This is a genomic window from Pseudomonas maioricensis (genome assembly GCF_022790535.1).
Taxonomy (GTDB): domain Bacteria; phylum Pseudomonadota; class Gammaproteobacteria; order Pseudomonadales; family Pseudomonadaceae; genus Aquipseudomonas; species Aquipseudomonas maioricensis.
Window position 1 is genome coordinate 513,521 of record NZ_LOHG01000002.1, and the last position, 19,589, is coordinate 533,109.

Annotated in this window: 17 protein-coding genes; 12 read left to right on the forward strand and 5 right to left on the reverse strand. The window is 58.1% G+C overall.

Annotated features, from left to right (window positions below; translation table 11 throughout):
• The first annotated feature begins 145 nt into the window (after window positions 1-145).
• Window positions 146-1,357 carry a YeeE/YedE family protein gene (locus tag AUC61_RS04995; protein WP_243244727.1) on the forward strand — a complete coding sequence of 404 codons (1,212 nt, stop codon included), beginning with the start codon at window positions 146-148 and terminating at the stop codon, window positions 1,355-1,357.
• Between the two features lie 57 nt (window positions 1,358-1,414).
• On the opposite strand, the gene tkt is transcribed toward AUC61_RS04995, so the two are convergent.
• Window positions 1,415-3,490 (reverse strand): transketolase, encoded by a 2,076-nt coding sequence (gene tkt / locus AUC61_RS05000; protein WP_243244728.1) that lies wholly within the window; start codon window positions 3,488-3,490, stop codon window positions 1,415-1,417.
• A gap of 228 nt (window positions 3,491-3,718) precedes the next feature.
• On the opposite strand from tkt, the gene AUC61_RS05005 reads away from it, so the two are divergent.
• Window positions 3,719-4,603: a bestrophin family protein gene (locus AUC61_RS05005; RefSeq protein WP_243244794.1), complete on the forward strand. Its 885-nt coding sequence runs from the start codon at window positions 3,719-3,721 to the stop codon at window positions 4,601-4,603.
• A 324-nt stretch (window positions 4,604-4,927) separates the two neighbouring features.
• Window positions 4,928-5,617, forward strand: coding sequence for an NYN domain-containing protein (locus AUC61_RS05010; protein WP_243244729.1), 690 nt, complete (start codon window positions 4,928-4,930; stop codon window positions 5,615-5,617).
• A gap of 19 nt (window positions 5,618-5,636) precedes the next feature.
• Here the strand turns inward: AUC61_RS05010 and AUC61_RS05015 are convergent, their stop codons facing one another.
• Window positions 5,637-6,509 (reverse strand): LysR family transcriptional regulator, encoded by an 873-nt coding sequence (locus AUC61_RS05015; RefSeq protein ID WP_243244730.1) that lies wholly within the window; start codon window positions 6,507-6,509, stop codon window positions 5,637-5,639.
• 155 nt (window positions 6,510-6,664) lie between these two features.
• Here AUC61_RS05015 and AUC61_RS05020 point away from each other — a divergent pair, with 155 nt between their 5' ends.
• From AUC61_RS05020 to AUC61_RS05040, 5 genes are read left to right on the forward strand one after another with little or no spacing between them, the layout of a single operon-like run.
• Entirely contained in the window at window positions 6,665-7,702 is a 1,038-nt protein-coding gene (locus tag AUC61_RS05020) for an amino acid ABC transporter substrate-binding protein (RefSeq protein ID WP_243244731.1), read from the forward strand.
• A 29-nt stretch (window positions 7,703-7,731) separates the two neighbouring features.
• Window positions 7,732-8,886: an amino acid ABC transporter permease gene (locus AUC61_RS05025; protein ID WP_243244732.1), complete on the forward strand. Its 1,155-nt coding sequence runs from the start codon at window positions 7,732-7,734 to the stop codon at window positions 8,884-8,886.
• 8 nt (window positions 8,887-8,894) lie between these two features.
• Window positions 8,895-9,983, forward strand: coding sequence for an amino acid ABC transporter permease (locus AUC61_RS05030; protein WP_243244733.1), 1,089 nt, complete (start codon window positions 8,895-8,897; stop codon window positions 9,981-9,983).
• Entirely contained in the window at window positions 9,980-10,753 is a 774-nt protein-coding gene (locus AUC61_RS05035; protein ID WP_122667134.1) for an amino acid ABC transporter ATP-binding protein, read from the forward strand. Before AUC61_RS05030 ends, AUC61_RS05035 begins: the two co-directional genes overlap by 4 nt.
• Window positions 10,753-11,709 carry an isoaspartyl peptidase/L-asparaginase family protein gene (locus AUC61_RS05040; protein WP_243244734.1) on the forward strand — a complete coding sequence of 319 codons (957 nt, stop codon included), beginning with the start codon at window positions 10,753-10,755 and terminating at the stop codon, window positions 11,707-11,709. Before AUC61_RS05035 ends, AUC61_RS05040 begins: the two co-directional genes overlap by 1 nt.
• A 124-nt stretch (window positions 11,710-11,833) precedes the next feature.
• Here the strand turns inward: AUC61_RS05040 and AUC61_RS05045 are convergent, their stop codons facing one another.
• From AUC61_RS05045 to AUC61_RS05055, 3 genes are all read right to left on the reverse strand, one after another.
• Window positions 11,834-12,838: an asparaginase gene (locus AUC61_RS05045; RefSeq protein ID WP_243244735.1), complete on the reverse strand. Its 1,005-nt coding sequence runs from the start codon at window positions 12,836-12,838 to the stop codon at window positions 11,834-11,836.
• A 27-nt stretch (window positions 12,839-12,865) separates the two neighbouring features.
• Entirely contained in the window at window positions 12,866-14,314 is a 1,449-nt protein-coding gene (locus AUC61_RS05050) for an alanine/glycine:cation symporter family protein (protein ID WP_243244736.1), read from the reverse strand.
• A gap of 232 nt (window positions 14,315-14,546) precedes the next feature.
• The gene (locus tag AUC61_RS05055; protein WP_027898152.1) at window positions 14,547-15,971 is read right to left on the reverse strand and encodes an aspartate ammonia-lyase; all 1,425 of its coding nucleotides are present in this window, start codon (window positions 15,969-15,971) and stop codon (window positions 14,547-14,549) included.
• A gap of 390 nt (window positions 15,972-16,361) precedes the next feature.
• Between AUC61_RS05055 and AUC61_RS05060 the strand changes: the two genes are divergently transcribed.
• The 4 genes from AUC61_RS05060 (at window position 16,362) to AUC61_RS05075 (ending at window position 19,517) form a co-directional block, all read left to right on the forward strand.
• Window positions 16,362-17,273 carry a LysR substrate-binding domain-containing protein gene (locus AUC61_RS05060; protein WP_243244737.1) on the forward strand — a complete coding sequence of 304 codons (912 nt, stop codon included), beginning with the start codon at window positions 16,362-16,364 and terminating at the stop codon, window positions 17,271-17,273.
• Between the two features lie 213 nt (window positions 17,274-17,486).
• A complete protein-coding gene (gene purE / locus AUC61_RS05065) occupies window positions 17,487-17,978 on the forward strand; it encodes a 5-(carboxyamino)imidazole ribonucleotide mutase (RefSeq protein WP_027902272.1) in 492 nt (163 codons plus the stop codon).
• A gap of 9 nt (window positions 17,979-17,987) precedes the next feature.
• Window positions 17,988-19,070, forward strand: a complete 1,083-nt coding sequence (locus tag AUC61_RS05070; protein WP_243244738.1) for a 5-(carboxyamino)imidazole ribonucleotide synthase — start codon at window positions 17,988-17,990, stop codon at window positions 19,068-19,070.
• Window positions 19,071-19,268: 198 nt separating this feature from the next.
• On the forward strand, window positions 19,269-19,517 hold the full coding sequence (locus tag AUC61_RS05075; RefSeq protein WP_243244739.1) for a GlsB/YeaQ/YmgE family stress response membrane protein: 249 nt from the start codon (window positions 19,269-19,271) through the stop codon (window positions 19,515-19,517).
• The last annotated feature ends 72 nt before the right edge of the window (window positions 19,518-19,589 follow it).

The window sequence follows — 19,589 nt, forward strand, 5'->3', positions numbered from 1 at the left end:
ACAGCGTTTGCGTCGTCTGGAATACCACCTTCCGGAATGAATCCGGTTCGACGGGCTGAACCTGTTTGCCGATAGTTCGGCAGGATCACGAAAGCTTGTGCGCGATATACTCGCCGCCATTACCCCTTTAAAACCGAGACTTCTCATGAGTACTTCTCTTGCTGCGGCACCGGCTCGCAAGCCCGGTGCGCCGCTCATTGCTACTTTTCTGTTGCTGTTCATCGCGATGTTTCTGCTGAGCAGCGTGGGTGTGCGTCAGGTGCTTCTGCTGATCGTTGGCGCGGCATTGGGTCTGACGCTTTACCACGCAGCTTTCGGCTTCACCTCTGCATGGCGCGTGTTCATTCGTGAGCGGCGTGGCGCGGGCTTGCGTGCGCAGATGATCATGCTCGCTATCGCGGTGGTGCTGTTCTTCCCGGCGCTGGGTGCAGGCACGTTGTTCGGTCAGCCCGTAAACGGGCTGGTTGCGCCAGCAGGTGTTTCGGTGGTGTTTGGTGCTTTCATCTTCGGCATCGGCATGCAACTGGGTGGCGGCTGTGCATCCGGGACCCTGTTCACTGCGGGCGGCGGTAACGCACGAATGCTGGTGACCCTGCTGTTCTTCATCCTCGGTTCGTTGATCGCGACGCATCACGTTGACTGGTGGTTTGCGCTGCCATCGTTTCCTGCAACGTCCATCGTTAAAAGCTTTGGCGTGATACCGGCGTTGGTGCTGAGCCTGGCGGTGTTCGCTGTTATTGCATTCGTCACTGTGCGTCTGGAAAAGCGTCGTCACGGCCAACTGGAATTAGCAGTGACCAGCGAACACGTGGGCTTGCGCCGGTTCCTGCACGGCCCATGGCCGCTGGTGTGGGGCGCGATTGGTCTGGCGCTGCTCAACTACGCAACCCTTGCGCTGGCAGGTCGCCCCTGGGGCATCACCTCGGCCTTTGCCTTGTGGGGCGCCAAAGTCGCGGGTTCTCTGGGTGTTGATGTGGGCAGTTGGGCGTTCTGGCAGATGCCAGCCAATGCCAAGGCTTTGGCGGCACCCGTGTGGGAAGACATTACCAGCGTGATGGACATCGGCATCATGATCGGTGCGTTACTGGCAGCTGGTCTGGCAGGAAAATTCGCGCCGAACCTGAAAATCCCGGCTCGCTCCATCGTTGCGGCGGTGATTGGTGGTTTGCTGCTGGGTTACGGTTCGCGTCTGGCATACGGCTGCAATATCGGCGCGTACTTCAGCGGTATCGCATCCGGCAGCCTGCATGGCTGGTTGTGGCTGGTGGCGGCGTACATCGGCAACGTGGCGGGTGTGAAATTCCGCCCGTTTTTCTTTCCGGGCGAGAAACCGCAGGTTGCGTTGAGCGGTTGCTAATGACCCTGTTGGAGCGACCGGGCAAGGTGTATCGCCACCTCGGTCGCTCCATAAGACTCAGTGTTTCATCTGCTCCTTCGCCAGCTTCACAATGTTCTCCACCGTAAACCCAAACTTGGCCTGCAGTTTGTCGATGGGAGCCGAGGCGCCGAAGGTATTCATCATCACCTTGGCGCCGGTTTGGCCCACATACCGATCCCAACCCAGCGGCCCTGCCTGTTCCACCGCGACCCTGGCGATGACAGAGGGCGGGAAGACGCTGTCGCGATAAGCCTGGTCCTGATCTTCAAACAACTCCCAGCTCGGCATTGAGACCACGCGAGCTGCAACGCCTTGCGCTTTCAATTGCTCGAAAGCCTCCACGACCAAACCCACTTCACTGCCCGTAGCGATCAGAATCACCTCAGGCTCGCCGTCTTTTGCATCGGCTAGTACATACGCGCCTTTCACCAGTCCTTCTGCCGACGCGTATTGCGTGCGGTCCAGCGTGGGCAGCGGTTGGCGAGACAGCACAATGCAAGACGGGCGACTGGTTTGAGCCAAGGCGATTTTCCAGGCCTGTGCGGTTTCATTCGCGTCGCCGGGGCGCAGTGTCAGCAAGCCGGGTGTTGCGCGAAGCTGGGTCAATTGCTCGATAGGCTGGTGAGTCGGGCCGTCTTCGCCAACGCCAATGGAATCGTGGGTGAAGACGAAGATCACCGGCAACTCCATGATCGATGCCAAGCGAATCGGCGGCTTCATGTAATCGCTGAACACCAGAAACGTCGAGGTGTACGGCCGCACGTACGACAGCGCCATGCCGTTGGCAATCGAGCCCATGGCGTGTTCGCGAATACCGAAGTGCAAGTTGCGGCCGCTGTAATTTTCGGCGGAAAAACTCCCGGCCCCGTCGAACGTCAGGTTGGTTTTGGTCGAAGGTGACAAGTCAGCCGATCCGCCCAGCAACCACGGAATCTTCGCTGCAAAGGCATTGAGAACCTTGCCGCCAGAAGCGCGGGATGCGATGCCTTTTTCGTCGGCCTCGAATGCCTGCAAATCGGCCTGCCACTGATCGGGCATTTCGCCGGAACGCATGCGTCGTAGCTCATCGGCCAGATCGACTTGTTGTTCTTCAAGCGTATTGAGCGCGCTTTGCCAGGATTCATAATCGCTGGCGTTGCGCTCGATCAAGGCGTCGCGGAGCCAGGTACGTGCGTCATCAGGAACAAGGAAGCTGGAGTTTTCATCCCAGCCATAGGCCTTCTTGGTCAGCTTGATTTCATCGTCACCCAGCGGCTCACCGTGCGCCGCTGCGGTGTTGTGTTTGTTTGGCGAGCCATAGCCGATCACGCTGTCGACCACGATCAGGGTCGGCGCGTCATCGGTGCGTTTGAACACTTCGATGGCGCGTGCCAGCGCTTCGGTGTCATTGGCGTCTGCCACATGCAAAGTGTTCCAGCCATAGCCTTCAAAGCGTGTTTGCACGTCTTCGCTGAAAGCCAGCTCGGTGTGACCTTCGATGCTGATGGTGTTGTTGTCGTAGATCCAGCACAGGTTAGAAAGCTTCAGGTGTCCGGCCATGGACGCCGCCTCGGCGGTCACGCCTTCCATCATGTCGCCGTCGCCGCACAGCACGTACACGTTGTAATCGAACAGCGTGCGCTGCGGCGCATTGAAACGTTCACCCAGCCAGCGCTCGGCCATCGCCATACCGACGCTATTGGCGCAGCCCTGGCCAAGTGGACCGGTGGTGGTTTCCACGCCGGTGGTCATGCGGTATTCCGGGTGGCCCGGGGTTTTGGAGTCCATCTGGCGAAACTGTTTGATGTCCTCCAGGCTCACCGCTGGTTTACCCGATGGTTTGCCGTGCTCATCAATTTCAACCACGCCTGCGAGATGCAGCAGCGAGTAAAGCAACATGGAGGCATGACCGACCGACAGCACGAAACGGTCGCGATTTGGCCAGTCCGGATGTTCAGGGTGGTAGCGCAGAAACTGGTTCCAGACGGTGTAGCCCACAGGGGCCAGCGCCATTGGCGTGCCGGGGTGGCCGGAGTTGGCCTTCTGCACGGCATCCATGGCCAGCGTGCGAATGGTGTTGATACAGAGTTGGTCGCGTGCGGTGCGTTGTTCGCTGGAAAAAGACGAGCCCATTGAATTTACCCTCAGTGACGTGCTGCTGAACATCCAGATAAGTGTGGAGCGCAGCCAAGGGCGGTTTGTTCCTTGTAATTTGAGGCTGTCCGATGGCCATTACGGCCCAACCTTAACTGAACATTAAACGGTTCAGCTTTTGTGCGGTCGGTCGCGAACCATATACCTCAATGGCATTCGAAGCAGGTGAGCGGCGTGTATTACGCAGTAGCCCATGAGGTAATCGTTTTGAAGCAAGCCATCATCGACAAGTACCGATTTCTGATCAAAACCATTGGTTACGTGGGCTGGTCACTGTTCTGGCTGTTGCTGTGGGACATCGTGGTTACAGCCGACTTCATGCTCTTCCTGGAGCGCAAGATCAGTCTGCCCTCCATGCCGTTGACGTTGCTGGCGTCGGCCCTTGTTGTTCTCACCAGTTTCCGTAACTCCAGCGCCTATAACCGTTGGTGGGAAGCGCGCACCTTGTGGGGTGCGCTGGTTAACAACTCCCGCAGCTTCGCCCGTCAGGTCCTGACACTGGTCGAGGATGACGACGAGCTGAATCCCGTGAAAGCAGTGTTGCTGCGTCGCCATGTGGCCTTCGTGAAATGCCTGTCTGCGCATCTGAAGGGTGAATCCTGTGGCGACGAAGTACAGTCATTGATAACCCGCGAGGAATACGCACGCAGGCACGAAACCAACAACTTCCCCAACGACATACTTAATACGTCGGCTGCACTGTTGGCCAAAGAGTACAAGGCCGGCCGTCTGGACAGCATCCGTCTGGCGCGTCTCGAATCGACAATGGTGGAACTCTCTAACTGCCAGGGTGGGATGGAGCGTATCGCCAATACACCGCTGCCTTACCCTTACGTGGCGTTCCCGCGTTTGTTCATCAGCCTGTTCTGCGTGATCCTGCCCATTGGTCTGGTGGAAACGTTGGGGTGGTTTACACCGCTGGCTTCAACCGTCGTCGGCTTCATGCTGCTGGCCATCGAAAAGATCGGCACCGACCTGCAAAGCCCGTTCAAAGCCAGCGAACATGAAATCCAGATGACCAAGCTGTGCGAAAACATTGAGCGCAACCTGGACTCCATGCTTCGGGATGCGAAAGAAGAGTGCACGGTTTAGTAGGTTTTTGACGCAGAACCTGTAGGAGCTCACGAGCACCGCGAGGCAGCGATAGCAGTGCATCAGACATATCACTATCGCTGCCCCGCAGCCTACAGACCGAGTATTTTGTGGTCCTCTTCTGACCGGCGGGTAGGTATACGGAAGCCCCCTTGTCATACACGGTAGAAGCGTTTTGTAAGGGCTAAAGTGAGCGTTGACACAGTCAGTATTTATGCGATTATCGGCGCACTACTCAGCCCCGTACGCAGCGATTCAGTTCGCTGGCCGTTGGGGTGAAGAAACCGGCCTAGCGCCGGTTTTTTCGTTTCCAAGGACTGAATTTTGCGTACCGCTTGCTTTGTTGATGGCTACAACCTGTTTTATGGCCTGCTTGCAGGCACTGAATTCAAATGGCTAGATCTCCCCGTTCTTCTGTTCCACATTATTCGGGTTGAATATCCTGAAAATACGCTTCAGAACGTAAAGTTTTTCACAACCGGGGTAATGCCAACGCTGGCGAGCCGGGGAAGGCTTTCAAAGGAAGCTCAAGACACTTACCTGCGTGCATTGAAGGTTCGAGGGGTCGAGATCTTCTTTGGTCGGCATCAACTCGAACCCCGTAATGCCATGCGCTTCGTCGATAAAAATACACCGGCCTCCAGAGCAGACCAGATCGAAATCTGGAAGCTTGAAGAAAAGGAGACGGACGTAAATATTGCGATCAGCATGTATCGGCTGGCAGCTCTGCAGCGTGCGTTGTTACCTGACGAGCGAATACAGCAGATTGTTCTGGTCTCCGCAGACACTGATCTGACTCCTGCTTTACGAGCGCTGCGAGAAGACTTCCCTGAAATTCATCTTGGAGTGATTTTGCTCCACCGGGAGGGCATGCAAAGGACAATTCCAGGGTCTCTAAAACAGCATGCACACTGGATGCGTCATCGAGTTACGAAGTATGAACTCGCTTCTCACCAATTCCCCGCCCGGGTACCTACAAACAAAAAACCGGCATACAAGCCCGACTATTGGTGAATACACGCCAAGCAACCCTTCAAGAAATCCGCCTCCAAAACGCATCCGCCTCGGCATTCCTGTTACCCCGCCAGCGCACCAGAATCACTTCCAGGTGATCGGACTCCATTTCTGGATACAGGCGCACCAGCTCTTTACGTTCAATCAACGGCGCAACCATCGTGTGGGGCATGCAGGCCACGCCGTGTCCGGCGGCGGCCATCGGCTTCAGGGCTTCCGATACCGTGGCTTCGAACACCCGGCGCAGGCGGTGTGGTTGTGGGTGGCGTTTGACCTGTTTGTGTGAAAGGTCATGCAGTTGCGCACTGCGTGCATAGGTCAGCCACGGGATGGGCGCTTCGGAGTTAGCGCAGCGCGCCGCCACTTCTGGTGTGGCGACCCAGTAGAGTTCATCGTGGCCCAGCGACAGCTCTTCGAATTCGCTTTGCCGGGAGTAGGGCTCGGTCTGGGCATCGCGATAGAACAGGATGAAATCGCAGCGTCCGGACATCAGCGCCATGTAGTAATCATCGGTACTGCGGTAGCCCGTATCGATGCGGGTGAACATCGGCGTTTCGGCGGAGGAGAACTGGCTGATCCAGTCCGGAAAGAAATTGCAGCCCAGGGTATGCAGCGAGGCAAAGGTCAGGGGGCGGTCAATGATCTTCACGCTTTGCTCGCAGTCTCGCGCCAGACGTACCAGCTCCGAGGCATTGGGCAGCAGCGCCTCACCGGCAGCCGTGAGCCGGATGGGATTTTTGCTGCGATCTATCAGCGTCGCGCCCAAGCGCGTCTCGAGCAACTGGATGCGTCTGCTCAGGGCCGATTGAGATGAGCCGCGCATGCTGGCGGCGGCGGTAAACTTGCCCGTATCGGCCAGGGCCAGAAAGTCTTCGTACCAATCGATGTCCATAGTTATTCCAAAATTCGATAGCGCGACCAGCATAGTGGATCAACAGTCGCTAACGCATGCGGGTTTTGTATGGCTATTGTGCAGGTAATCGCCACCTGCCGATCCATCGTGGTTCATCCATAACTAGAAAAATCTGTCGTAGAAGGGGCAATGCTATGCAAAAACGGAATGGCCTTAAGACTTTCCTCAAGTCTTCAATGTTGCTGATCGGTCTGGTGGGTGCGGCGGCTGCGCAAGCCGGTGTACTGGAAAAGGTCAAGGCGCACGGCGCTGTGCGTTGTGGCGTTGCCAGTGACAAACCGGGTTTTTCCCTGATTGATGACAAGGGCCAATGGACCGGCATGGACGTTGACCTCTGCCGTGGCGTCGCAGCCGCTGTGTTGGGCGACGCGAGCAAGGTTGAGTACATCGCGACCACCGGCAAGAACCGTTTCACTGCACTGGCCTCCGGCGAAATCGACGTGCTGTCGCGCGCGACTTCCTGGACGGCCGACCGCGTTGCCAGCCTCGGTGTGGATTTCACCACCGTCTGGTTTTACGACGGCCAGGGCTTCATGACCCACGCCAAAGATGGCATCGAGAAGCTGACTGACCTCGACGGCGCAACCTTTTGCCTGTCACCGGGCACCACGTCGGAACAGAATCTGGACGACTATTTCAGCCAGCGCGGCCTGACTTACAAGACCGTGATCATCGAGAAGAGTCCTGAGTTGTTCGCTGCCTTCCAGAGCGGTCGTTGCAACGCGATTTCCAATGACTTGTCGGGCCTGGCCTCGCGTCGTGCGGTGATGAACAACCCGCAAGACTATGCGTTGCTGCCTGAAGTGATCTCCAAGGAGCCGTTGGGTGCTTACGTTGCCCAAGGCGATACCGTGTGGCGCAACATCGTGACCTGGACCGCCTATGCGCTGATGACTGCTGAAGAATTCGGCATCACCTCGGCCAACGTCGATGAAATGCGCGCTAAAAAAGGCGGTTCGGCAGACGTGGCTCGTTTGCTGGGTACTGAAGGCACCGTAGGCAAGGCGTTCGGCATGGATAACGACTGGGCGTTCCGCGCCATCAAGCAGGTCGGCAATTACGCTGAAATCTATGACCGTAACCTCGGCGAAAAAACCATTCTGAACTTCCCCCGTGGCCTTAACCGCTCGTGGAAAGATCAGGGGCTGCTGTACGCGCCACCTATCCGCTGATCGCGTCACTCTCCAACGGAATTATCTTCATGTGGACCCAACGCTTGCAGAACGCTCGAGTGCTGAGCGTGCTGCAGCAAGGCCTGGTTCTGGCCATTGTTGCAGCTGTGTTTTACGTGCTGGCGCACAACGCCAGTCTCAATTTGAAGGCGCTGAATATCGCCTCCGGTTTTGACTTCCTGTCACAGCGTGCCGGTTACGACATCAGCTTCAAACTGATCGACTTCACCCCCAACGACAGCTACGGCCGTGCGTATCTGGTGGGGTTGCTCAACACCTTGCTGGTCTCGGTAATGAGCGTTGTGACAGCCACCGTCGTGGGCGTGGGGTTGGGGCTGTGCAAGGTTTCCGAAAACTGGCTGATCAACCGCCTGGCGGGCGCGAGCATCGAATTTCTGCGCAACGTGCCGCTGGTGGTTCACCTGGTCTGGTGGTACGGCCTGGCCTTGGCGTTACCCGGCGTAAGGCAGGCGGTTTCGATTTTCGATGTGGCTTATCTGAGCAACAGCGGTCTGATGTTGCCATGGCCTGAGCAAGGCTCGCTGGTGGGCTGGGGCCTGGCATTGATGGCGTTGGGCGCTTTGCTCGGTTTGATCGCCTGTCGCTTTCGTGATGCCAAGGCCAAATGGCGCAGTTTTACGCCTCGACGCTGGCCGCTGCTATTGGCGGGCGCGGTGCTGTTGCCGCTGCTGGTGTATGCCCTGAGCGACGCACACTGGCACTGGGAAGTCCCGGTTGCCAAAGGCTTCGGCTTCAACGGTGGCGTAGCGCTGGTGCCGGAACTGCTTGCCTTGTGGTTGGCGTTGTCCTTCTACAGCGCCAGTTACATTGCCGAAATCGTTCGTGGCGCCATTCAGTCGGTACAGCGCGGCCAATACGAGGCCGCCAAGGCACTGGGCTTCGAATACGGGCCGACCATGCGTCAGTTGATCGTGCCGCAAGCGATCTATCCGATGATCCCGCAGGTCACCAACACCTATCTGAACATCGTCAAGAACTCCTCCCTGGGCGTGGTCATCGGCTTCATGGAAATGGTCTCGTCGACCGGCGGAACCACGTTGAACCAGACCGGCCAGGCCATTGAGTGCATCGCTCTGGTCATGGGCACGTACTGCGTGATGAGCCTGCTGATTTCCATTGCGATGAACATCTACAACCATCGCATCGGTCAGCGAGGCCATTGAGGATGAACATGATCAATCAAGCATCCCCTGCGCGCCTGCCGCCGACTAAACCATTGCCGGTACGAGTCCGGGAGTGGACGCGCGAGCATCTGTTCCCGAGCGTCGGCCATGGCCTGCTCACCGTTGCCGTACTGGCGCTGCTGTTGTGGTGTATTCCGGCAGCGCTGAACTGGCTAGTGTTCGATGCCACGTTCGTCGGCACTGCACGCACCGACTGCAATCCGCACGGCGCGTGCTGGCTGCCGATCACCCAGCGCTGGAACCTGTTCGTGTATGGCTTCTATCCAGAAGCCGAACGCTGGCGGGTCAACCTGGCCCTGTTTTTAGCGGTGTTCGCCTTTGTGCTGCTGTTTTTCAAGCGTCTGGATCGCCGCCTGCTGATTGGTTATCTGGCGCTGCTGCCGGTGGTCATGTGGTGGCTGCTCAAAGGTGGCGCAGGCTTGCCGGAGATTTCTTCGACCAAGTTTGCCGGGATGATGGTCACTGTATTTCTCGGCACGGTGGGCATGATCTTCGCGCTGCCGATTGGCATCTTGCTGGCCCTTGGTCGGCGCTCGAAGAAGCCCGTGATTCGCATCCTGAGCGTGATGTACATCGAGCTGGTGCGCTCTGTGCCGGTCATCTCGCTGCTGTTCATGGCCTCGCTGATGATCCAGCTGTTCCTGCCGCCGGGTTCTGCGTTCGACATCCTGCTGCGTGTGCAACTGGTGCTGATCCTGTTTACCGCTGCATACATGGCCGAGACCCTGCGTGGTGGTTTGCAGAACCTGCCGAAGGGCCAATACGAAGCAGCTCAGGCGCTGGGTTTCGGCTACTGGAAAACCATGGGCCAGATTGTCCTGCCACAAGTCCTGAGACAGTCGATTGCGCCGCTGCTGACGCAATTTATCGGCCTGTTCAAGGAAACCACGCTGGTCATGATCGTCGGCGTGCTGGACATCGTCGGTATCGCCATGAGCACCGCCGCAGCGCCGGAATGGGTGGGCTATGGCCACGAGATCTACATTTTCCTGGCGATCTACTTCTTCGTCGTCTGCTTCGCACTGTCGCGCTATGCCCGGCACCTTGAAAAGAAACTGGAACAGAACCGCTCATGACTGATCATCGCGAGGCTGACGCAGCCCCTATCGTGCGTATCGAGCAACTGAACAAATGGTATGGCCAATCCCACGTTCTGCGGGACATCTCGTTGTCGGTCAAACCGGGCGAGAAAGTGGTGATTTGCGGTCCTTCGGGGTCCGGCAAATCCACGTTGATTCGTTGCATCAATCAACTGGAGCAGCACCAGCAGGGCACCATCGAAGTGCTCGGCGAAGTGCTGGATGGCAACGTGAAACGCCTGGAGCGCATTCGTCGACAAGTCGGCATGTGCTTCCAGCATTTCAACCTGTTCCCGCACCTCACGGTGCTGAAGAACTGCACTTTGCCGCAGACTTCCAACCTCGGCGTGCCGGAGAAGGAGGCCATTGAGCGTGCTCTGGCCCTGCTCGACAAAGTGCGCATGCGCGATCACGCCAACAAGTTTCCATCGCAGTTGTCCGGCGGCCAGCAGCAGCGCATCGCGATTGCTCGTGCGTTGTGCATGCAGCCCAAGGTCATGTTGTTCGATGAGCCGACCTCGGCGCTGGACCCGGAGATGATTGCCGAAGTTCTGGAAGTCATGACCGGTCTGGCTCAGGAAGGCATGACGATGATTTGCGTCACTCACGAAATGGGCTTCGCCCGTAAAGTCGCTGACCGTGTCGTGTTCATGGATCAGGGTGAAATCGTCGAGCAGGCGACCCCGGATCGTTTCTTCTCTGCGCCGGAATCCGAGCGCACCCGTCGTTTCCTCAATCAGATCCTCGACCATGGAGTCCATGCGTGATGGCCAACCCTATTGCTATAGCTCTGCACGGTGGGGCGGGCGTACTGACTCCAGGCTTGCTGACGCCGGAAGACGAAACCGCCATTCATGAGGCCTTGCTGCGTGCACTCAAAGCGGGTTTGACGTTGCTTGAACAGGACGGTAGCAGCCTGGATGCAGTGCAGGCAGCGGTTATCGAACTGGAAGAGTGCCCGTGGTTCAACGCCGGTAAAGGTGCCGTATTCACCCACACCGGTGATCACGAACTGGACGCTGCAATCATGCATGGCGCTAACCGCGAGGCAGGTGCCGTGGCGGGGATTCATTTTGTGCGTAACCCGATTCTGGCGGCCCGCGCCGTGCTGGAGCACAGCGAACATGTTTTGCTGGCGGGCGTCGGTGCTGATGCGTTTCTGGAAACACAGAATCTGGAGCGTGTCGCCAACGACTGGTACGACACCGACCTGCGTCGCCGTCAGTGGCAAACCCAGCTTCAACAGCCCAACAGCGTTTCGTTGGAGCCGGGCGGCGTCGACAAGAAGTTCGGCACCGTGGGCGCGGTGGCCCTGGACCGTCATGGTCATGTGGCAGCGGCGACGTCTACTGGCGGGATCACCAACAAGCGTTTCGGACGTATCGGCGATTCGCCATTGATTGGTTCTGGTACTTGGGCAGACGACCGCAGTGCAGCTATTTCTGCGACAGGCCATGGCGAATACTTCATTCGCACCGTGGTGGCCCACAACATCGCTTCCCGCGTTCTGCTGACTGGCGAAACGCTCAACATGGCCTGCGACACAGTCGTGTCAGGTGAGTTGAAAGCCATGGGTGGCAACGGTGGTGTGATTGCAGTATCACCAACTGGCGAGACCGCATTGAGCTTCAACACGCCGGGCATGTACCGCGCATGGCGTGATGAGCAGGGTGGTTTGCATACCGCGATTTATGCAGCGGATGATCGTCTGCACCGAGTCTGAACATTACCTGTGGGAGCAGAGCTTGCTCGCGATAAGTGCGGCGCGATTTTCTCGATAAACCGCAGCGTCCTTATCGCGAGCAAGCTCTGCTCCCACAGGACAGTGATCCAACAGCTGCTTCGGCTTAGCGCAGCTCCCCGCACAGGTCCACTTCAACCAGGCGCCGCACTTCAGCCAGTGGCAAGCCTGCACCCAACAATAGGTGCAACTTGCCCAGCGTTGCTTCACGCGTCATGCCGCCACCGGACAGCACGCCTGCACCGCGCAGGCGGCTTCCCGCTTCGTAGACGTCCAGTTCGACGCCGCCTTCATGGCACTGCGTGATTGCAACGACGCAAATGCCTTGCTGGTGGGCGCGGTCCAGGCTGCTCAGGAAAGCCGGATCATCGCTGGGGCCGGTGCCACTGCCGAAGCATTCAAGCACCAGACCCTGAATGCCGCTGTCGATAACGGCGTTCAACTGGGCTGCGCCTATACCTGGGAACAACGGCAGGATGGCAACACTGGCCGCGACTTTAGGCAGGCGATAATCCAGCTGCGCAGGATGCGCGGCAGGGGTTTCGCCGCTGTGGGCGCGGTTCAGCGCTGCGAACGGATGGCGACCGAAGCTGCGGATTTTCGCGCAGCGGGTCGGCGCCAGCAGTTCGCCGTGGAAGTACAAATGCACGCCCGACGTCAGACCTTTACCCAGCGCGACCAGTGAGCCGTTGACGTTTTCCCACGCATCGCTGTCCGGGACGCCAGCAGGCAGCATTGAGCCGGTAAACAGCACCGGAGCAGCAAGCCCTAGCAGCTGGAAGCTCATGGCTGCGGCGCTGTACGCCAGTGTGTCAGTGCCGTGAAGGATCAACACCGCGTCGCAGCCATCGACATCAACTGCGTCGATGACCGCTTCGCGCAGACGCAGCCAGTAAGCCGGTGTCATGTTGGCGCTGTCGATCAGCGGTGCCATCTCGCGAAAGCGCCACTGAGGCACCACCAGATCAGGCAATTCGGCCAGTTGCCCGGCCATGCGTGCCTCGAAACCCGATGCGGGCGCCAGGCCGTTGGCGCTGGCCTGCATGCCGATGGTGCCGCCGGTATAAAGAACCATCACTCGCTGAGCGGGTTGTGGCTGTTCATGAGTCATGGTTCTTCTCCGGTATGTCAGTCGCTATCAGGCTTGAGTAGCAGGCTTTACCGAGGCGTTAACCGGGTTGACCGGTGTCTGGCTTGGGTTGGCAGGCCATGCGTTGCGGTCCAGGTCCAGATCCGGGAATTGGCTCGAATCGAATACTGGAGTCTTGATACCCGCCTTACGTTGCGCATCGTAGTCGCGCAGGATGCGCATGGCGACTTTGAACAACATTGCCAGGGCGATCAAGTTAACGAAGGCCAGCAACGTCATGGTGATGTCGGCGAAGGCAAACACAGTGTTGAGATCAACCACGGCGCCCCAGAGGATCAGCACCAGCACGAACACCCGATAGCCGACGATGGCTTTCTTGCTCTCGCCCACCAGGAAACGCAGGCTGTTTTCGCCCAGGTAGTAGTTGTAGAGAATCGAGGTGAAGACGAACAGCGCCAAAGCAACGCTGATGAAGATACGACCCCAGTCACCGACCACGGCTGCCAGCGAGTTCTGTGCCAGAACAATACCGTTGCCGCTGTAACCCACGTCGTAGATACCCGAGAGGAGGATCAGCAACGCGGTGCAGGTGCAGATCACGAAGGTATCGAGGAACACGCTGAATGCCTGAACCACACCTTGTGAGATCGGGTGTTCAACCTGTGCAACGGCGGCCACGTTCGGGGCACTGCCCAGACCGGCTTCGTTAGCGAACACGCCGCGTTTCACGCCCATGACGATTGCGCTGCCGATCAGGCCGCCAAACACCGGGTCCAGACCAAATGCGCTTTTGACGATGGTCGCCAGCATGGCTGGAACGTGGTCGATCTGCAGGACGATGACGTAGATGGTCACCGCGATATAGATCAGGGTTTTCACCGGCACCAGAAGGTCGGAAATCGCCGCAATACGCTTGATCCCGCCGATGAACGCAAGGCCCAGCAGCACAACCAGGCAGATGCCGGTGGTCATGGTGTCGATGCCGAACGCGCCTTTGAGGGAGTCGGTTACCGCATGGGATTGCAGGCCGTTGAAGGCAAAACCGAAGGTCACCAGCAGCAACACCGCCATGACCATACCCAACCAGCGTTTACCCAGACCATGCTGAATGTAATACGCCGGACCGCCACGGAACTGGCCTTCGGAGTCTTTGCGCTTGTACAGCTGAGCGAGTGAACACTCGATGAAGCTGCTGGCCATGCCCACCAGTGCGGTGACCCACATCCAGAAAACCGCGCCCGGGCCACCCAGTGTCACGGCAATACCGACACCAGCAATGTTGCCAGCCCCGACACGTCCGGCAAGGCTGAGCATCAATGCCTGGAAGGAACTGAGCTGGCCGGTGCTGTTGCGTAAACTATCCCTGAAAACAGCGAACATGTGGAAAAAGTGGCGAAACTGGACGAAACGCGAACGAATCGTGAAATAACCGCCGAGCCCTACGATCAGTACGATCAGCACTTTGCCCGAAAGGAAGTCGTTAATGACTTCAAGCATTGGAGAATCCTCGCTGTTGTTTTTAGGGGGCGCGCACTATACCGGTGCGCTCGTCTTGCGTCTGCAATACTTTTCCTTTCCTGTGCAGCGATACGTCCTTGTTGTTTTTGGCAGTGGGCGTTTTGCAGGTAAAAAAAAGGGTCCGGAGAGAATCGTCTCTGGACCCCCAAAAGGGGTGAGGAGTGTCTAGGTCCTCAACACCTGGTGAGCATGTAGCTGTCGAGCATTTGCATCAGGCCTTCAATGGGACCAGACGCGGGGCAATCATGTTTTCCGGTCGCAGGATGTCGTCGAGCATGGCGTCGTCCAGCAAGCCTTCTTCGCGAACCAGTTCCAGTACGCCTCGGCCGGTTTCCAGCGCGATACGGGCGATACGGGTGGCGTTTTCATAACCGATGTACGGGTTCAGTGCGGTGACCAGGCCGATGGAGTGCTCGACCAGTTCGCGGCAGCGCGCTTCGTTGGCGGTGATGCCGACGATGCAGTGCTCGCGCAGCATGTCCATGGCGCGTTGCAGCAGGCGGATCGAATCGAAAATCTTGTAAGCGATCAGCGGCTCCATCACGTTGAGCTGCAATTGACCGCCTTCGGCTGCCATGGTCAGTGCCAGGTCGTTGCCGATGATTTCGAAGGCAACCATGTTGACCGCTTCCGGGATAACCGGGTTGACCTTGCCGGGCATGATCGAGCTGCCTGGCTGACGCGCTGGCAGGTTGATTTCGTTGATCCCGGTGCGTGGGCCGCTGGACAGCAGGCGCAGGTCGTTGCAGATCTTCGACAGTTTGACGGCGGTACGCTTGAGCATGCCGGAGAACAGCACGAAGGCGCCCATGTCGGAAGTGGCTTCGATCAGGTCGGCAGCCGGAACCAGTGGTTGGCCGCTGATGATCGCCAGACGGTCAACGGCAAGTTTCTGATAGCCAGGGTCGGCGTTGATGCCGGTGCCGATGGCGGTACCGCCCAGGTTCACTTCTGTGAGCAGTTCTGGTGCCAGGCTGCGCAGACGGTTCAGGTCTTCGGTCAGTGTCGTGGCGAAGGCGCGGAATTCCTGACCGAGGGTCATCGGCACAGCGTCCTGCAACTGGGTACGGCCCATTTTCAGGACGTGGTTGAATTCCTGGCCTTTGGCGGCGAACGCTTGAATCAAGCTGTCGAGGCTGGCCAGCAGAGCGTCGTGACCCAGCAGCAGACCCAGACGAATAGCGGTCGGGTAGGCGTCGTTGGTCGATTGCGCCATGTTGACATCGTTATTCGGGTGCAGCTGTTTGTAATCGCCTTTCTCAAAGCCCATGGCTTCCAGAGCAATGTTGGCGATGACTTCGTTGGCATTCATGTTGGTTGAAGTGCCAGCGCCGCCTTGAATCATGTCCACCACGAAGTGTTCGTGGAAATCACCGCGAATCAGACGAGCACAGGCCTCGCTGATCGCTGCATGCTTGGCCGCATTGAGGTGGCCCAACTGATGGTTTGCATCAGCGGCTGCCTGTTTGACCATCGCCAGGCCGACGACCAGCTTCGGGTAGTGGGAAAGCGGAACGCCGGAAAGGTGAAAATTGTTCACCGCTCGCAACGTCTGAATACCGTAATACGCGTCAGCAGGTACTTCGAGAACACCAAGCAGGTCTTTTTCGGTGCGCGATGATGCAGGCGAGGACATGATAGAGATAGTCTCAAGAAAGGCACGGACAATGCCGGAACGCCGCCGATACTGGTCTCTACGGTGATTTTTGACCAATGCTGTTACATACTGGGCCATGCCGAAACGGCATAATGCAGATGTGACGCGATAGGTGTTACTGGCGTGTATATACATTTCCAGCGGTTAGCAGGGGCTTTGTGAGCGAATTACAACTATCTGATTTGGAATACTCTTTTGTAGGAGCGCACGAGCACCGCGAGGCCGCGATTGCGTCCTGTCTGATACACCGCCATCGCGGCCTCGCGGTGCTCGTGCGCTCCTACAGATCCAATGTCAGCTTCGCGACTGGGCAGTTCCTACAGAATTCACTCCAATTCAGATAAATACGGTCGCAGACAAGAGGACAACATGAATCTGGAAAGCAAATGGCTGGAAGACTTCAGTGCGCTGGCCTCTACGCGCAGTTTTTCCCAGGCGGCGGAGAAGCGTTTTGTGACGCAACCGGCTTTCAGTCGGCGTATTCGCAGCCTTGAAGCGGCGCTGGGGCTGACGCTGGTCAATCGTTCGCGCACGCCCATTGAACTGACGGCGGCTGGCCAGCTTTTTCTGGTCACGGCGCGTACCGTTGTCGAGCAACTAGGGGAGGTCCTGCGTCACTTGCATCATCTTGAAGGCGGGCAGGGCGAGGTCATGCAGGTTGCAGCGGCGCACTCCCTGGCGCTGGGCTTCTTCCCGCGCTGGATCGCTCAACTGCGCAACGAAGGTCTGAACATCGCTACAAGGCTGGTTGCTACGAACGTTGGCGACGCGGTGCATGCCTTGCGCGAAGGCGGCTGCGACCTGATGCTGGCCTTCTACGATCCGGATGCAGCGCTGCAAATGGACCCGGAAATCTTCCCGTCGCTGCATTTGGCCCACACCGAAATGCTACCGGTCTGTGCGGCTGACGAGAGCGGCCAGCCGTTGTTTAGTCTGGAGGATGGCAGCAGCGTGCCGCTTCTGGCCTACAGCGCGGGTGCCTTTCTGGGCCGTTCGGTGAACTTGTTGCTGCGCCAGCGAAACCTGCGTTTCACCACGGTCTATGAAACGGCCATGGCCGACAGTCTCAAGAGCATGGCACTGGAAGGTCTGGGCATCGCCTGGGTACCCCGGCTAAGTGTGCGTGCCGAGTTGGCCCGTGGCGAACTGGTCGAATGCGGCGGTTCACAATGGCATATCCCACTGGAGATCCGCCTGTATCGCTGCGCGCTGGTGCGCAAGGCCAACGTGCGGTTGTTGTGGCGCAAGCTTGAGAGTGCTGCCACGCCCGATGGCGCTTGACCCGCAAGTCAGTAAATACGTGCTTCACAGCTCACAAGTAGCCTGTAAGACAGATGGTCGTGGGGGGTGCTTTAAACGCTTCTCTTTGGGGTATACTGCGCGGCCTTTGGCCGGCTCGACCGGTCATTATTCGTACAGCAAGCCACGCCGGTCCTCCCGCGTGGCTTGTTTGTTTTTTGATGCGCCTGCGGGCGCCCGATGAGAGGCACGACGATGAGCGCACTGGTTGGCGTGATCATGGGCTCCAAGTCCGATTGGTCCACCCTTAGCCACACCGCCGATATGCTGGAAAAGCTCGGCATTCCGTATGAAGTGAAAGTGGTGTCTGCGCACCGCACTCCGGATCTGCTGTTCCAGTATGCCGAACAGGCTGAAGCACGCGGTATTGAAGTGATCATCGCCGGTGCTGGCGGTGCTGCTCACTTGCCGGGCATGTGTGCAGCCAAGACTCACCTGCCGGTACTGGGCGTTCCGGTCCAGTCCTCCATGCTGTCGGGCGTCGACTCGTTGCTGTCCATCGTGCAGATGCCTGCCGGTATTCCGGTTGCGACCTTGGCCATCGGCAAAGCCGGTGCGATCAACGCTGCGCTGCTTTCGGCCAGCATCCTGGGCGCCAAGCATCCACAATTCCACGCAGTGTTGAAGAAATTCCGTACTGAGCAGACAGACAGCGTTCTGGACAATCCAGACCCGCGCGACGCCTGAGGTTTTGCAATGAAGATTGGTGTAATCGGTGGCGGCCAACTGGGTCGCATGTTGGCCCTGGCAGGAACCCCGCTGGGGATGAACTTCGCCTTTCTGGACCCCGCGCCAGACGCGTGCGCAGCCGCATTGGGCGAACATCTGCGTGCCGATTACGGCGATCAGGATCACCTGCGTCAGCTGGCTGATGAAGTGGATCTGGTGACCTTCGAGTTCGAAAGCGTACCTGCAGAAACCGTGGCGTTCCTGTCGCAGTTCGTGCCGGTTTATCCGAGCGCCGAAGCGCTGCGCATTGCCCGTGATCGTTGGTTCGAAAAAAGCATGTTCAAGGATCTGGGCATTCCGACGCCTGAGTTCGCCGACATTCAATCCCAGGCTGATCTGGACGCCGCGGTGGCTGCTATCGGTCTGCCTGCGGTACTCAAAACGCGCACCCTGGGTTATGACGGCAAGGGTCAGAAAGTCCTGCGCACCGCAGCTGACGTCGAAGGTACTTTCGCGGAGCTGGGCAGCGTGGCCTGTTTGCTGGAAGGCTTCGTGCCGTTTACCGGTGAGGTCTCGCTCATCGCCGTGCGTGCTCGCGACGGTGAAACCCGTTTCTACCCGCTGGTGCATAACACCCACGACAACGGCATCCTGCGTATCTCCATTGCCAGCACCGATCACCCGCTGCAGGCGCTGGCTGAAGATTACGCCGGTCGTGTGCTCAAGCAACTTGACTACGTTGGCGTGCTGGCCTTTGAGTTCTTTGAAGTCGATGGCGGCCTGAAAGCTAACGAAATTGCCCCTCGCGTGCACAACTCCGGGCACTGGACCACCGAAGGTGCCGAATGCAGCCAGTTCGAAAACCACCTGCGGGCAGTAGCGGGCTTGCCATTGGGCTCAACAGCCAAAGTGGGGGAGAGCGCGATGCTCAACTTCATCGGTGAAGTGCCGGCTGTGGATAAAGTGACCGCTATTGATGATTGCCATCTGCATCATTACGGCAAAGCGTTCAAAGTGGGCCGTAAAGTCGGCCACGCTACCGTGCGCAGTGCTGATCGCGCGACGCTGGATCGCCAGGTGAAGCTGGTTGAGGCGTTGATCAAAAACTGATCAGGACGCCCTTGTAGGAGCTGCCGAAGGCTGCGAAAGCGGGGTGTCAGACATACCCCTTTCGCAGCCTTCGGCAGCTCCTACAGATTTTGTGCCTGTCTTATGCATTGAACCATTCCAATCCCGCACCTCTCTGATAGCGTGATGCCGATGGCTGACTAAGCTTCGGCATATCACTTATTTGAGAGGGAAAACGGCATGGGTATTATCGGAACCATCTTCATCGGCTTGATCGTTGGCCTGCTGGCGCGCTTCCTCAAGCCCGGCGATGACAGCATGGGTTGGATCATGACCATTCTGTTGGGCATCGGCGGTTCGCTGGCGGCTACTTATGGCGGTCAGGCGCTGGGCATCTATCAGGCAGGCGAAGGCGCAGGCTTCCTGGGTGCATTGGTTGGCGCAATCGTACTGTTGGTGATCTTTGGCCTGATCAAAAAGAAAGACTGATGTTCAACGGCCCTCTGCGTTCCGGCACGCAGAGGGCTAGAATGCCGGGCAGTTATTCAACTCCCCACTCTT

Bases quoted from the DNA above. Each gene is read 5' to 3' on its own strand.
- AUC61_RS05015 (WP_243244730.1), bottom strand. From the start codon at position 6,509: ATGGACATCGATTGGTACGAAGACTTTCTGGCCCTGGCCGATACGGGC.
- AUC61_RS05060 (WP_243244737.1), top strand. From the start codon at position 16,362: ATGAATCTGGAAAGCAAATGGCTGGAAGACTTCAGTGCGCTGGCCTCT.
- AUC61_RS05070 (WP_243244738.1), top strand. From the start codon at position 17,988: ATGAAGATTGGTGTAATCGGTGGCGGCCAACTGGGTCGCATGTTGGCC.
- AUC61_RS05035 (WP_122667134.1), top strand. From the start codon at position 9,980: ATGACTGATCATCGCGAGGCTGACGCAGCCCCTATCGTGCGTATCGAG.
- AUC61_RS05025 (WP_243244732.1), top strand. From the start codon at position 7,732: ATGTGGACCCAACGCTTGCAGAACGCTCGAGTGCTGAGCGTGCTGCAG.
- AUC61_RS04995 (WP_243244727.1), top strand. From the start codon at position 146: ATGAGTACTTCTCTTGCTGCGGCACCGGCTCGCAAGCCCGGTGCGCCG.
- AUC61_RS05030 (WP_243244733.1), top strand. From the start codon at position 8,895: ATGATCAATCAAGCATCCCCTGCGCGCCTGCCGCCGACTAAACCATTG.
- AUC61_RS05040 (WP_243244734.1), top strand. From the start codon at position 10,753: ATGGCCAACCCTATTGCTATAGCTCTGCACGGTGGGGCGGGCGTACTG.
- AUC61_RS05055 (WP_027898152.1), bottom strand. From the start codon at position 15,971: ATGTCCTCGCCTGCATCATCGCGCACCGAAAAAGACCTGCTTGGTGTT.
- purE (WP_027902272.1), top strand. From the start codon at position 17,487: ATGAGCGCACTGGTTGGCGTGATCATGGGCTCCAAGTCCGATTGGTCC.
- tkt (WP_243244728.1), bottom strand. From the start codon at position 3,490: ATGGGCTCGTCTTTTTCCAGCGAACAACGCACCGCACGCGACCAACTC.
- AUC61_RS05050 (WP_243244736.1), bottom strand. From the start codon at position 14,314: ATGCTTGAAGTCATTAACGACTTCCTTTCGGGCAAAGTGCTGATCGTA.
- AUC61_RS05075 (WP_243244739.1), top strand. From the start codon at position 19,269: ATGGGTATTATCGGAACCATCTTCATCGGCTTGATCGTTGGCCTGCTG.
- AUC61_RS05045 (WP_243244735.1), bottom strand. From the start codon at position 12,838: ATGACTCATGAACAGCCACAACCCGCTCAGCGAGTGATGGTTCTTTAT.
- AUC61_RS05020 (WP_243244731.1), top strand. From the start codon at position 6,665: ATGCAAAAACGGAATGGCCTTAAGACTTTCCTCAAGTCTTCAATGTTG.